Genomic DNA, 14,198 nt, shown 5'->3' on the forward strand with positions numbered 1-14,198 from the left:
ATTTAATTAATCACTATGAATGAACGCCGCTACCGCCGCATTTGCCAAATGATGGCGATGCGGCAGCCTGACCTAACTCTCTGCCTCGAAGAAATTCATAAACCGCACAATGTTTCTGCTATTGTACGCAGTGCAGATGCCGTAGGGATCCACCAAATTCATGCTATTTGGCCTGACCAACAAGTCAAACTGTCCGTATCTTCTGCAGCGGGGAGTAATAGCTGGGTTAAAATTATTTCACATGCATCGACCAAAGAAGCAATTTCCCAAATAAAATCACAAAACATGCAGGTTTTGGCAACTAACTTGTCAGAACATGCCGTTGATTTTCGTGAAATTGATTATACTTTGCCAACTTGTATTATGATGGGGCAAGAGAAAACAGGGATTTCACAACAAGCCCTCGCACTGGCTGATAAGCACATTATTATTCCAATGGCTGGTATGGTGCAATCTTTGAACGTTTCCGTCGCTTCTGCACTAATTTTATATGAAGCCCAAAGGCAGCGGCAACAAGCGGGGATGTACGATCGTGAACACTGCTTACTTTCACAAGATGAACAACAAGCTTGGTTATTCGAAGGTGGTTACCCTGTACTCGCTGAAGTTGCTAAACGTAAGGGGCTTCCTCGCCCATTTATCAATAGCCAAGGGCAAATTGAAGCTGATGACTCGTGGTGGGCACAAATGCAATTAACCGAAAAAATGAAAAGACGACAGTTGGGTTAAATAGAAGGAAATAACATGAATAATGGGCTACTTGATACCATTTCACTGACCTCATTGCATGGTGTTGGTGCAAGTCAGTCAGAAAAAATGCGTAAAATCGGTTTGAACACCGTTCAAGCCCTTCTTCTTCATTTCCCTTTGCGCTATGAAGACCATACTCGTTTATATCAAATAAAAGATCTCCTTCCCGGTACGACAGCAACAATCACAGGCGAAGTCCTGCAAACTAAAGTCGTCTTCGGCCGAAAAAGAATGATGACCTGCTTAATTTCCGATGGAACAGGCAACCTCACCTTACGTTTTTTCAATTTTTCAGCGGCAATGAAAAATAATTTAGCGGAAGGAAGACAGGTTACCGCCTATGGGGAAGTTCGCAGAGGAAATACAGGGCCGGAAATCATTCACCCTGAATATAAAGTATCTAAAGAAACCAGCAATATCAGCTTGCAAGAGAATTTAACACCAGTATACCCAACCACTGAAGGTGTTCGACAAGCGACTTTACGCAAAGTCATGGAGCAAGCACTCGGGTTACTTGATAGCGGGGAAATAAAAGAATTACTTCCTGAAGAACTTAGCCGTGGAATGATAAGTTTGCCAGATGCCATTCGCTTATTACACAACCCACCACCGAATGTAGCACTGAGCGAGCTAGAAAAAGGCCATCATCCCGCACAAAAGCGGCTAGTCCTCGAGGAATTACTCGCTCACCATCTAAGCATGTTAGCTATCCGCGCAGGTAATGAACGCCTATATGCCCAGCCGTTAGTCGCAAGTGGTCAATTAAAATCTCAGTTACTTGCACAATTACCATTTTCACCAACAAACGCACAAAACCGTGTTGTTAGCGAAGTTGAAGCAGACCTCGCTAAAAACGCCCCTATGATGCGTTTGATTCAAGGGGATGTCGGGTCAGGGAAAACTCTCGTTGCAGCCTTAGCGGCCGTTTGTGCCATCGAGAATGGCAAACAAGTGGCACTGATGGCTCCCACTGAAATTCTTGCAGAGCAACATGCCAATACTTTCAAACAGTGGTTAGAACCTTTAGGCGTCAAAGTAGGTTGGCTCGCGGGTAAACAAAAGGGTAAGGCACGTCAGGCTCAGCAAGATGCCATCGCAAGTGGAGAAGTCGCGATGGTTGTTGGAACACACGCTATTTTTCAAGAGCAAGTGAGCTTTAAAGCACTAGGGCTTGTTATCATTGATGAACAACATCGCTTTGGCGTTCATCAGCGGCTCGCTCTGCGTGAAAAAGGTGAGCAGCAAGGTTACCACCCTCATCAATTAATCATGACCGCTACGCCAATCCCACGGACGCTGGCGATGACAGCGTATGCAGACTTAGATACCTCTGTCATCGATGAACTACCTCCAGGACGAACACCCGTCACCACTGTCGCCATACCGGACACTCGCCGTAACGATATTATTGAACGCGTTCGCCAAGCCTGTATTGAAGAAGGCCGCCAAGCCTATTGGGTCTGTACACTCATTGAAGACTCTGAATTATTAGAAGCGCAAGCGGCTCAAGTGACCAGCGAAGAGCTTGCACTGGCACTACCTGAATTAAAAGTAGGCTTAGTCCATGGCCGAATGAAACCTGCTGAAAAACAAAGCATTATGGCGGCTTTCAAACGAAATGAAATTCAACTGCTTGTTGCTACAACGGTCATTGAAGTCGGTGTGGATGTGCCTAATGCAAGTTTAATGATTATTGATAACCCTGAGCGCCTTGGTCTAGCTCAGTTGCACCAACTAAGAGGGCGAGTCGGCCGCGGGGCTATAGCATCTCACTGTGTATTATTGTACAAGACACCGTTAACCCATACCGCTAAACAAAGACTACAAGTATTACGGGATAGTAATGATGGCTTCGTTATCGCACAAAAAGATCTCGAAATTCGCGGGCCAGGGGAATTATTAGGCACTAGACAAACAGGAAATGCAGAATTTAAAGTCGCAGACTTGTTGCGTGACCAATATATGTTGCCAGAAGTGCAACGCCTTGCTCGCCATATTCAACAAAATTACCCTGAAAATGCACAACAACTTATTGAGCGTTGGTTACCTGAGCGAGAGCAGTACAGCCACGCTTAAGTCTTATATCTTCTTTTTATTCGTTCCCTAAAATGAAAATTGCCGTGAATATTTTCACGGCAATACCTGCTTTACTTGATTTATTATTAAATGAAGGTTAACCAGCAATCGTTGGGAATAATGGCAGCATCAGATACAGTTTAATAACTATCGCATTAACAATATCAATGAAGAATGCCCCAACCATTGGTACAACCAAGAATGCTAAGTGAGATGGACCTAATCTATCCGTAACAGCTTGCATATTCGCAATAGCTGTTGGTGTCGCACCAAGACCGAACCCACAGTGACCTGCAGCTAAGATTGCAGCGTCATAGTTTTTGCCCATCACGCGGAAAGTCACAAAAATAGCATATCCTGCCATCACACAAGCCTGTACAGCAAGAATGATAATCATTGGGATTGCAAGTGATGCTAATTCCCACAGTTTCAAGCTCATGAGTGCCATTGCTAAGAATAATGAGAGGCTCACGTTACCCATGACAGAAACAGCGCGGTCGAATACTCGGTAAAAACCAAGCAGTGATAAGCTGTTACTTAAAATTACACCAACAAAAAGTACGCAGACAAACTTAGGCAATGCGAAAGGAGTATCGGCTAATTGGCCTGCAATAAAACTTCCCACCAATAGACAAATAGCGATCAGTGCAATAGTTTCAATTAAAACCATTGAAGTGATCATGCGTCCAGATTGTGGTTTCTCAAATGCTGTTGGAACGTCTTTATCATCTTCAGCCGTTCCTGGCGTTGGAATATTACGCGTTAGAAAACGTGCAACAGGTCCACCGATTAAACCACCGAGAACAAGTCCAAATGTAGCACAAGCCATTGCAACTTCTGTTGCACTTTGGAAACCATAGTTTTCAGTGAAAATTTTCCCCCATGCCGCGCCAGTTCCATGACCACCAGATAAGGTAATTGAACCAGCTAATAGCCCCATGAGAGGGTCTAATCCCAATAATTCAGCAAGAGCAATCCCTACTGTATTTTGGACAAGCAATAAACCAACAACCACAAAAATGAAGATAAACAATGCTTTACCACCAGCCTTCAAACTAGCAAGGTTGGCATTAAGACCAATTGTGGCAAAGAATGCCAGCATCATAGGTTCTTGCAGTGATAAGTCAAAAGAAAGGCTCCAGTCAAATAATTGTTTAAGCAATAAAAGACTAAAAGCAACTAACAACCCACCTGCAACAGGTTCAGGGATTGTATATTTTTCAAGGAAAGGGACTGATTTGACCAGTTTACGCCCAAGCAATAGTACTAAAGTAGCAGCTACCAGTGTACCGTAGACATCGAGATGATACATTCACGTACCTCGTCTGTTGTTAAAATTATCAAAAACTAGTAAGACGTTAATTTCTTCCTTAAAACGCCAAAAGCAGGTTATAGGATTAGAAAAAAAAACTGTTATAAATACAAGTTAAAAGATATAAAAATGTGACAGCCTTATTTAACATTGATCAATGTTTTTTGCGCGCAAACGATTGCTTTTTAATTTCGACACATTACAATGCGTTTTTTGTTGGCGAGAAATGAAGGCAATGAATACTGCGACGTCTGAAAAACAAACTACTGAAGCGACCATACAAACGCAAAGCGAACTCATCTATAAATTAGAAGACCGCCCACCGCTGCCGCAAGCCTTGTTTGCCGCTGGGCAACATCTTCTGGCGATGTTTGTTGCGGTGATTACCCCTGCGATGCTGATTTGCCAGGCATTAGGACTACCAGCTCACGACACCCAGCGCATCATTAGTATGTCTTTATTTGCCTCCGGTATTGCTTCTTTAATTCAAATTCGTGCGTGGGGCCCTATTGGGTCAGGCCTGCTTTCGATTCAAGGAACCAGTTTTAACTTTGTTGCACCTTTAATCATGGGTGGTGTTGCACTTAAGCAAGGTGGCGCTGATATTCCGTCGATGATGGCAGCCTTATTCGGCACATTGCTAGTTGCGGCACTCACCGAAGTGATTCTTTCTCGCTTCTTACATCTAGCCCGTCGAGTCATTACACCACTAGTTTCAGGTGTTGTTGTCATGATTATCGGCCTATCCTTGATTCAAGTCGGGTTAACATCCATTGGCGGTGGCTATAGTGCAATTAGTGACAACACTTTTGGTTCCCCTGATTATTTGATTTTAGCTGGGGTTGTTTTAGCGGTTATTATTTTACTTAATCGGCAGAAAAACCCTTACTTACGTGTCGCATCTTTAGTCATTGCTATGGCTGTTGGCTATATTGCTGCTTGGTGGATGGACATGTTGCCAAATGCGCAACCAATGGAAGCCAACCAGCCAATTATTACTGTCCCTGAGCCTTTCTATTATGGCTTATCCTTCGACTGGAACCTGTTGATACCATTAATTCTCATTTTTATGGTGACTTCCTTAGAAACGATAGGTGATATTACCGCCACTTCTGATGTATCTGAGCAACCTGTTCGTGGCCCTTTATACATGAAACGTATAAAAGGTGGCGTACTTGCTAATGGGTTGAACTCAATGGTTTCTGCGGTATTTAATACTTTCCCTAACTCTTGCTTTGGGCAAAACAACGGTGTTATCCAATTAACAGGGGTGGCAAGTCGCTATGTCGGCTACATTGTCGCTTTAATGTTAGTGTTATTAGGGTTGTTCCCTGCGGTTGCAGGCTTTGTGCAACAAATTCCAGAGCCCGTATTAGGCGGAGCAACAATTGTAATGTTTGGTACCATTGCCGCTTCAGGTGTGCGCATTGTATCTCGTGAACCACTCAATCGCCGTGCCATCATGATTATTGCGCTTTCCCTCGCAGTGGGTATGGGCGTTTCACAGCAACCCTTGATTTTGCAATTCGCCCCTGATTGGCTAAAAACCTTGTTTTCTTCCGGTATTGCTGCAGGTGGTTTAACTGCAATTGTTCTGAATTTAGTCTTCCCTCTCGAAAAATAACCTTCATTCTAGCCGCCAGTGTTGAACACTCTGGCGGTTTTTCTGTATGCTATCCTTAAATTGTCGCTATATTAGGCAGTCTCTTCCTGCGTCTATTCGTCAACAAACCAAAGGAGCAGTAAACTGTGAAATGGTTAATCAAATTTACTACCTATGCACTTTTGTTACTGCTGCTATTGTTTATTTTTACTTATATCGGGCTGCAAACCCGTTGGGGTGCATCCTACTCCAGTCAATTTTTAAGTAAATTCACCAATTACGATATTGATGTAGGAATTATGGGGCATGAATTTTCTAACCCCGGTGAATTCATCTTCCAAGATGTCAAATTAGCTGCTAAAAACAGTGATCTATCTTTAGACTCACGGCAAGTCGTGCTTGATGTTAACTGGCAAAATATATTTAGCGGCACCGCTATCAAACGTTTGGTTATCACTCAAGGAACATTATCTACAACAGTCACACCCGATACGATACTGCTACCTATTTCCGCTAATATTTTGCAATTTGAAAATAGCCAAATCACGCTTAAAAAAGGTGATGATACCGTGCAAGTCACTGGCTTCACGGGGGGAATTACCCCTTGGAAACCCACCGAGAACACGCCTTTTGGTTACGGTGATTTTCGATTTACCTCTAACCAATTAAAATTCAATGACCTTTCATTCAAGAATGTTGCCATTACGGGTAAATTACAGCAGCAAGGAACAGAAATAAGCCAAGCAAGTGCCTACTTAAATAACGGCTATATTGCGGGTGCTGGAAAGGTACTTGACGATGGCTCTATCATGGTTGACTCCCTCACCATGAATAAAGTCGGCTGGGAAAATAAAGTTGATTTCGATTCACTATTTGATGCAATAACGAGTGAAAAATCATTGCAGGTCAAAAAGGTAGAACTAACCAATGTTGATATTCAAGGTAAAGATTGGGCACTTTCTGGCCTGAGCACCGAAATTGACCAACTCAGCTTCACGAGAGGGAGCTGGACGAGTTCCGAAAGCAACATTAGCTTTAATGTTGACCAATTTGTCGTGAAAGACCAGCAACTGAGTACCTTAATTGGTGACCTGAAAATTAACGGTGACAACCTGAGTATCAACAAGTTATCGGGTTACTATAATAAAGGCGTCTTTAACCTCAGTGGGTCTTGGCAGCGCAATGATCGAGTACTGACTATCGACGAAGGCAAACTAGCGGGTATCTTATACACACTGCCTGAAACTTGGCTATCATTCTTTGCAGAGCCTACACCAGCTTGGTTATCCGGTTTAAGTATCAAAAAATTCACCCTTTCCCAATCACTTTTGATGAATATCCAACCGCAGTTTCCTTTCGAACTGACCGCGCTCAGTGGCAATATTGAAAATATCGATTTGATTAAACAAAAGCAGTGGGGAATTTGGAGCGGTAAAGCGACATTCACTGCAGATAGCGGCACAATCAACCAAGTTCTAGTACGCCGCCCGTTTATTGAAGTGCGTCAAAGTGGTAAATCTTCAGCTGCAGCGAGCTTAACAGTCAGTACCGATAAAGGCATCAGTAAGATTGGCCTGCTGGTAAAACAAGAACCGAAAAAAGTCCCCTTCTTACTGAGAGCATCGGGTTCGAATATTGATCTCGTTGATTTAAACCAATGGGGTTGGGCAGGCTTTCCAGCTCAAGTCATCGGTGATTTTGATGCGACATTACAAGGGGATTTACTCGCCCCATCTCTGGCAAAAAGTCTGAATGGGGAATTGATGGCAGTCCCATTGCAAGGCAAACGCCTATTCCGTACCGTTGTAAACGGGGTTGTCACCTCATCGGTGGAGTCCGATGCTGACTTACAACCAATTGAGCCTTCGTTAGTAGAACCGCTTCCCGCACTTAGTAATCAATAAAAACCAGCGTTCAATAAAAGCTAACAATCAATAAAAACACAAAAGGCAGGTCAATCAAACCTGCCTTTCTTTTTAATATTCAATGGATAACTTTATTTTTTTGCTTCTACAGGTAACACCATATAGACACCACTGAATACTGCGCCCACTTTGCCATCAGGGTTACTAACCTCGACTTTCAGCTTTACTCGCGCCTTGCTACCTCGCGCTAAACGGTCAAGGTCACCGCTCATATTTGCTAAGTCCGCTGTCGCTGTCGGCCTACCGCTTACAGGCTTACCATAACGAATACTGGCATCGACCAACACAATATCACCACCAAGCTGGTGTTCTTGCATTAACAGCCAAATCAGCCCCCATCCTGTCAAGGTAGCTAGTGAAAATTGGCTTCCTGCAAATATTGTTTCATGAGGGTTTTGGTTGCCCGCTTCCGGCATGGTGGTAATAAAACGAGTCCCCGTGTATTGGTCGACTCGGACCCCCATTTTCTCACTCAATGGAATGTACTTATACCAGGCTTGCTGTAGCTCACCACACCAATCTGGACGATGTAATATTTGGTCTAGCGTCTCTATGGGTTTAATCATCAAATAGTGGCGTACTGGCGTTTTTAACTGCCCAGCAACTTGGCCACGGTTCTCAAAACCCATTTTGTCGAAAAATGGTACGGCTTCTTCACGAACGCTCGACACAATGCGTTTTACGCCTTCTTGCCGCGCAACAGACTCCAGGGCCATGATAATTAATTTGCCGAGTCCTTTACCTTGCATGACAGGGTTAACGGCTAAAAAACGGATAGCGCCTTCGTTATCGGCATTGATATATAAGCGGCCAATAGCAAGAATACGGTTTTTATCATCCACGACCATTTGATGGTGTGCGGTTAAATCATAACCATCTTTTTCTGAACCAAGGGGCTGATTAAACGGTTTTCGTAACATTTCCCAGCGAAAATGGTAATAAGTTGCGAATTCAATATCATCTTTCGGTGTACGTAAATGGTACATCGCTTCCCCCTTTAAAAATGGACTCACACTTGTAGCCAGAAGGTAACAGGGCCATCATTGGTTAGATTCACTTGCATATCAGCAGCAAATTCACCAGTTTGTGTTTCAATCCCTTTTAGCCGGCTTTGTTCAACGAAGTATTGATACAAGGTATCTGCTTTCTCAGGTTCTGCTCCCCCTGAAAAACTCGGCCGCATACCTTTTTTGGTGTCAGCCGCTAAAGTAAATTGAGAAACCACCAATAGGCTGCCTCCCGCTTGTTGAACATTGAGATTCATTTTCCCTTGTTCATCGCTAAAAATACGGTAGCCTAATACTTTTTCACACAAACGCTTGGCTTTCTGCTCATCATCATCTTTTTCAACGCCAAGCAAAACCAACAACCCGGTATTTATTTGCCCTACTATTTTCTGATCAACAACCACACTCGCTTGAGTGACTCTCTGGATTAATGCAATCATGATGGCTCTTTACAAAACGATAGAGCAACGTTAAACGTTGCTCCACGATAAAATCAGGATGTTATTCAACTTCAGCACTGAAATCGTAAGTGCGGAAATATTCAGGAATGGTGTCTTTATTCACGACATGAATACTGCGAATACCAAGAGCTTCTGCGGCTTTTATATTTTCTTCGACGTCATCAAAGAAAATAGCATCCGCAGCATCAAACTCTTCTGATTGCAGCACATATTTGTAAATTTCTGGATCAGGCTTACGCATGCCTAAATCCTGGGAGAGATATAGGAAATCAGAGGAAGCTGCAATTTCTGGGTAGTGTGCTGGCCAGTAGTCTAGATGTAGACGGTTGGTATTCGATAAAACGACCACTCGGTGCCCTTGTTCACGAAGGCGCTCCATAATATCAATGACTTCAGGTCGTAACGAAATAAAAATAGCGTGCCAGCCTTCAGCAAAGTCTTCAAAGCTTAGTGTAATGTCCATTTCTTCACAAAGCAGCTCAGCAAACTCGATGTCTGAAATTTTTCCACACTCATGTAATTGAAAGATATTACCAAAAGTAAAACGTGATTTGATTTCTTCACTTGGTGTACCACTGAGTTCAGACCATTTATCAAATACACGATTAAAGTCGATATCAATAATCACATTACCCATATCGAAGATATACAGCATAAATTTTCCTCATTGTTATTCACTAAATTTACTTTAATCATTATTCGGGCAACTGAACAGCCCTAATTAGTGATAATTCACGTTATTTTGTCAATTTATCGATTAAGCAATCCACACTTAGCGCAATTAATGAGCAACAAACTGAACGATTTGCTCCGTTAATGAGAAAACACTTTTTATCCCAAAGGTGCTATTTCACTTAGCACTATCGGTTTTTGATACTAAATGTTAAGTCCCTCCACAAGCTTTTTGCATAATAGTTTTTACGTAGCAAGTCATACCACAAGCAATGTGAGCTGATATCTATGCGATATCAGTAATAAATAAATCTTAAAATATAAAAGTCATACTATGAAAATAGATAAAACAATCTCTTGGCCGATTGTTATTCTCTGGGGAAGCTTATTTTTAATTCCATTATTTAACAATCTCCCCCTGAATTTCAATATCGACCTCACAACAAAAATTATTGAACATTTTCAATCAATTACCCTAATTTCCTGTGCCTTTTTTACTTGGTTTTATATGAAACCATTACAGCAAAAAAACCAAGGAATGAAACTATTTTGGTTATGGGCAACTATCTGGTGGGTAACATTATTTGGCAGAGGAACAAATTGGGGGCGCGAATTTTTTCCTAATCTGGATCACACCTATTTTAGGATAATTTCTATCGTCTTGATTGGCGGCTTAGTTTTGATGCTATGTGCTTCTTCATTAAGAAAAAGTATTGCTTTTCACCTAAAAAATACAGCGATTCCAATTTGGAGCTTACTACTGACTCTTTGTGCTTTCTTGATTTCAGATAGTGTTGAACACCATCGATTTCTGAGTTCCATTTTTCTACATCATTCTGAGCTACAAAGCCTTATTGAAGAATTGTACGAAATCCCTTTAATTATCGGACTGTTTATTTCATCACTGTATTTTATGAAGAAAGACAAGTCATTATAAACCTCATAAATAAGTAAGGCGCCTTTCGGCGCCTTACTACACACATCACTACAATAACGTAATAAACAACATCACGTAATGGTAATTAGTCTTCTTTAGAACGGCTTGCACGACGGCGGTCGTTCTCAGTCAAGTGACGTTTACGCAGACGAATAGACTGCGGAGTCACTTCAACTAACTCGTCATCATCAATGAACTCAAGAGCTTGTTCCAGAGTCATTTTGATTGGTGGTGACAGCGTTGTTGCTTCGTCAGTACCTGATGCACGCATGTTAGTCAGTTTTTTACCGGTTAAGCAGTTAACGGTTAAGTCGTTAGAACGTGAGTGAATACCAATGATTTGGCCTTCATACACTTCAGCACCGTGACCTAAGAACAATTTACCACGATCTTGCAGGCTGTACAGAGCATAAGCAACCGCTTTACCTTGACCGTTGGAGATCAGAACACCGTTTTGGCGGCCACCGATTTCACCTGGGCGAACATCATCGTAATGGCTGAATGTTGAGTACAGTAAACCCGTACCTGATGTCATTGTCATGAATTCAGTACGGAAGCCAATCAAGCCACGGCTTGGGATAATGTAGTCAAGACGCACACGGCCTTTACCGTCTGGCATCATGTCACGCAGGTCACCTTTACGCTCACCTAAAGCTTTCATGATGTCGCCTTGGTGCTGTTCTTCAACGTCTAAAGTCACTTGTTCGAACGGCTCTTGTTTACGACCATCGATTTCACGAATGATAACTTTTGGACGAGATACGGCTAATTCGAAGCCTTCACGACGCATGTTTTCGATAAGAACAGATAAGTGCAGCTCACCACGACCAGATACACGGAATGCGTCTGGGTCTTGAGTTTCTTCAACACGCAGTGCAACGTTGTGAACCAGTTCTTTATTCAGGCGGTCAAGGATCTGACGTGAAGTCACGAATTTACCTTCTTTACCGCAGAATGGTGAGGTGTTAACACAGTAGAACATGCTAACTGTTGGCTCATCAACCGCTAACGCAGGCAGTGCTTCAACGCTACCCACTTGGCAAATAGTGTCAGAAATGTTTAGTTCGCCTAAACCAGTCAGCGCAACGATATCACCCGCTTCCGCTTGCTGTGAATCGATACGCTCTAAACCTAAGTGAGTTAACACTTTACCGATTTTACCGTTGCGAGTTTTACCTTCGCTATCGATAACAGTTATTTGTTGGTTAGGCTTAACAACGCCGCGCTTAATACGACCGATACCGATAACACCTAAATAGCTGTTGTAATCCAATTGCGAAACTTGCATTTGGAATGGACCGTCAACGTCAACTGCTGGAGGCGCAACGTGTTCCACGATAGCTTCGTACAGTGGGGTCATGTCTTCAGCCATGTTTTCGTGCTCAAGACCTGCGATACCGTTTAATGCAGAGGCATAAACGATAGGGAAATCGAGTTGCTCATCCGTTGCACCTAAGTTCACGAATAAGTCGAATACTTGGTCAACGACCCAATCAGGACGTGCGCCAGGGCGGTCAACTTTATTGATAACAACAATTGGACGTAAACCGTGATCGAACGCTTTTTGCGTTACGAAACGAGTTTGTGGCATTGGGCCGTCCATCGCATCAACAACCAGCAGAACGCAGTCAACCATAGACATTACGCGCTCAACCTCACCACCGAAATCGGCGTGGCCTGGAGTGTCTACGATATTGATGTGATAACCATTCCATTGGATTGCAGTATTTTTAGCAAGAATGGTAATACCACGCTCTTTCTCCAAGTCGTTGGAGTCCATAACACGCTCATCGACAGTTTCACGTTCGCCGAACGTACCTGACTGTTGCAATAATTTACCAACCAGTGTGGTCTTGCCATGGTCAACGTGAGCGATGATGGCGATGTTTCTTAAGTTTTGAATTGACAAGGATTTTTACCGTTTAATTGACAGGAAAGGAATATGTTTTTTGCGGCATTCTAATTACCCAAACATACTTTCTACGTTAATTTGCTGTTATTTTACACGTTTTTCCGCACAAGTGGAATAAATGTGAAACCCATCACTGTATAAAAAGTTTTTAACGAAAAAACATTCAGTTGCGAGACTGAGCCAAAATACCTAATAAAAATAGGCCTATCAGCACTGTGAAATCACAAAGTGACAGAATAATACGCTAAAAACTTAATATTAGCAGCCCAAAAAAAGAACAAAAAATAGACTTTCTTTCTTAACTGCCAGTTTAAATATCTTTTTGTGTTATTTAGATATATCTAAATTGACTAATTAGATATATCTAAATATAGTAAACCCATAAAATAAATTCGATATATCTAAAGTTACAAGCTAAGGAGTAACTATATGCTAATTAAATCTTGTCGTCATGTATATTATGCACACCACGATGAAAATCAACGTGGCCACCACGGTGGATGTTGCCACAATGATGACCGTCATGGTCATGGACACAGTGAGCGCTGCCACGGTGAAGGCCGTCATGGCCACGGGCACGGTGAGCGCTGCCACGGTGAAGGCCGTCATGGCCACGGACATGGTGAACGCTGCCACGGCGAAGGCCGTCATGGCCACGGGCACGGTGAGCGCTGCCACGGTGAAGGCCGTCATGGCCACGGGCACGGTGAGCGCTGCCACGGTGAAGGCCGTCATGGCCACGGGCACGGTGAGCGCTGCCACGGCGATGACCGCCAAAGAGGCCGTGGAAGAGGCAAAGGGCTGCGTCGTTTATTCGACCATGGTGATCTTCATATTATGGTACTTTCGTTAGTCGCTAAAAAACCAAGCTATGGCTACGAAATTATCAAAGATATTCAAGAAGCCTCAAATGGCTTATATGTGCCTAGTCCCGGTGTTATTTATCCAACTCTAACACTGTTAGAAGAACAAGGCTTCCTAGAGTCTCAGATTGTTGAGCGTAATCGCAAAAGTTTTACCATTACTCCTGAGGGAGCAGCCCATCTAGCCCAAAATAAAGAAATTGAAGCTGTTATTGCTCGCAAACTAGCAAAAGCGCGTGATATGCAACAAGGCAGTAATTTGGCGGAAGACATTGAAATGGCTGTTAGTCGCTTTAAAGCATTATTACGTCACAAAATGGTTTTAAAACAGCTAAATGAAGAACAAACTCGCCAAATTGCCTCAATTATCAATGATGCAGTAAAACAAATTGAAGAAGTGAATACGTTATTAACAAATAGCGATGAAGATTAATGTTGCTGTTTCACCTTGAGCAACCTTATTTCTTTTTTATCTCGTCAGCATTGTGCTCTAGCAGAGCACAATGCTAATTTTTTATTTGAATTCTCATCTATAAACGCCATTCGCACCAATTTGGTGCAAAAACAGAACCATTAGCACCAAACTAGTGCATTACATATAAAGAAAGCTAGATGGCTCCCCTCGTCCACACGTAACAATCAGTATTTACTATAATTAAAAAGTTGGCACGCTTTTCGCT

At 42.7% G+C, this 14,198-nt stretch carries 11 protein-coding genes; 6 read left to right on the forward strand and 5 right to left on the reverse strand.

Annotated features, from left to right (window positions below; translation table 11 throughout):
* Positions 1-15: 15 nt before the first annotated feature.
* Both trmH and recG read left to right on the forward strand, forming a co-directional pair.
* Positions 16-729 (forward strand): tRNA (guanosine(18)-2'-O)-methyltransferase TrmH, encoded by a 714-nt coding sequence (gene trmH / locus PSF67_RS06770; RefSeq protein ID WP_195698064.1) that lies wholly within the window; start codon positions 16-18, stop codon positions 727-729.
* Positions 730-744: 15 nt separating this feature from the next.
* The gene (recG, locus tag PSF67_RS06775; protein WP_272676675.1) at positions 745-2,826 is read left to right on the forward strand and encodes an ATP-dependent DNA helicase RecG; all 2,082 of its coding nucleotides are present in this window, start codon (positions 745-747) and stop codon (positions 2,824-2,826) included.
* Between the two features lie 97 nt (positions 2,827-2,923).
* On the opposite strand, the gene gltS is transcribed toward recG, so the two are convergent.
* Complete coding sequence (gene gltS / locus PSF67_RS06780; protein ID WP_102138849.1) at positions 2,924-4,138, reverse strand: sodium/glutamate symporter; 1,215 nt, start codon at positions 4,136-4,138, stop codon at positions 2,924-2,926.
* A 235-nt stretch (positions 4,139-4,373) separates the two neighbouring features.
* On the opposite strand from gltS, the gene PSF67_RS06785 reads away from it, so the two are divergent.
* Positions 4,374-5,762, forward strand: coding sequence for a uracil-xanthine permease family protein (locus PSF67_RS06785; RefSeq protein WP_272676676.1), 1,389 nt, complete (start codon positions 4,374-4,376; stop codon positions 5,760-5,762).
* A 125-nt stretch (positions 5,763-5,887) separates the two neighbouring features.
* Entirely contained in the window at positions 5,888-7,645 is a 1,758-nt protein-coding gene (locus PSF67_RS06790) for an AsmA family protein (protein WP_272676677.1), read from the forward strand.
* Between the two features lie 92 nt (positions 7,646-7,737).
* Here the strand turns inward: PSF67_RS06790 and fabY are convergent, their stop codons facing one another.
* The 3 genes from fabY to yihX form a co-directional block, all read right to left on the reverse strand.
* Complete coding sequence (gene fabY, locus PSF67_RS06795) at positions 7,738-8,652, reverse strand: fatty acid biosynthesis protein FabY (RefSeq protein WP_181490012.1); 915 nt, start codon at positions 8,650-8,652, stop codon at positions 7,738-7,740.
* Between the two features lie 23 nt (positions 8,653-8,675).
* Positions 8,676-9,113, reverse strand: coding sequence for a D-aminoacyl-tRNA deacylase (dtd, locus tag PSF67_RS06800; RefSeq protein ID WP_166265963.1), 438 nt, complete (start codon positions 9,111-9,113; stop codon positions 8,676-8,678).
* Between the two features lie 61 nt (positions 9,114-9,174).
* Positions 9,175-9,789, reverse strand: a complete 615-nt coding sequence (gene yihX, locus PSF67_RS06805) for a glucose-1-phosphatase (protein WP_004266093.1) — start codon at positions 9,787-9,789, stop codon at positions 9,175-9,177.
* A 351-nt stretch (positions 9,790-10,140) separates the two neighbouring features.
* On the opposite strand from yihX, the gene PSF67_RS06810 reads away from it, so the two are divergent.
* Entirely contained in the window at positions 10,141-10,743 is a 603-nt protein-coding gene (locus tag PSF67_RS06810; RefSeq protein WP_272676678.1) for a hypothetical protein, read from the forward strand.
* A gap of 85 nt (positions 10,744-10,828) precedes the next feature.
* Here PSF67_RS06810 and typA read toward each other — a convergent pair whose 3' ends face one another.
* Positions 10,829-12,652 (reverse strand): ribosome-dependent GTPase TypA, encoded by a 1,824-nt coding sequence (typA, locus tag PSF67_RS06815; RefSeq protein WP_102138844.1) that lies wholly within the window; start codon positions 12,650-12,652, stop codon positions 10,829-10,831.
* Between the two features lie 432 nt (positions 12,653-13,084).
* Here typA and PSF67_RS06820 point away from each other — a divergent pair, with 432 nt between their 5' ends.
* The gene (locus PSF67_RS06820) at positions 13,085-13,951 is read left to right on the forward strand and encodes a PadR family transcriptional regulator (RefSeq protein ID WP_232368219.1); all 867 of its coding nucleotides are present in this window, start codon (positions 13,085-13,087) and stop codon (positions 13,949-13,951) included.
* The last annotated feature ends 247 nt before the right edge of the window (positions 13,952-14,198 follow it).

Source organism: Providencia sp. PROV076 (genome assembly GCF_028483405.1).
Taxonomy (GTDB): domain Bacteria; phylum Pseudomonadota; class Gammaproteobacteria; order Enterobacterales; family Enterobacteriaceae; genus Providencia; species Providencia huaxiensis.

Coding starts and splice junctions, on each gene's coding strand:
- trmH (WP_195698064.1), top strand. CDS start 16: ATGAATGAACGCCGCTACCGCCGCATTTGCCAAATGATGGCGATGCGG.
- recG (WP_272676675.1), top strand. CDS start 745: ATGAATAATGGGCTACTTGATACCATTTCACTGACCTCATTGCATGGT.
- gltS (WP_102138849.1), bottom strand. CDS start 4,138: ATGTATCATCTCGATGTCTACGGTACACTGGTAGCTGCTACTTTAGTA.
- PSF67_RS06785 (WP_272676676.1), top strand. CDS start 4,374: ATGAATACTGCGACGTCTGAAAAACAAACTACTGAAGCGACCATACAA.
- fabY (WP_181490012.1), bottom strand. CDS start 8,652: ATGTACCATTTACGTACACCGAAAGATGATATTGAATTCGCAACTTAT.
- dtd (WP_166265963.1), bottom strand. CDS start 9,113: ATGATTGCATTAATCCAGAGAGTCACTCAAGCGAGTGTGGTTGTTGAT.
- yihX (WP_004266093.1), bottom strand. CDS start 9,789: ATGCTGTATATCTTCGATATGGGTAATGTGATTATTGATATCGACTTT.
- PSF67_RS06810 (WP_272676678.1), top strand. CDS start 10,141: ATGAAAATAGATAAAACAATCTCTTGGCCGATTGTTATTCTCTGGGGA.
- PSF67_RS06820 (WP_232368219.1), top strand. CDS start 13,085: ATGCTAATTAAATCTTGTCGTCATGTATATTATGCACACCACGATGAA.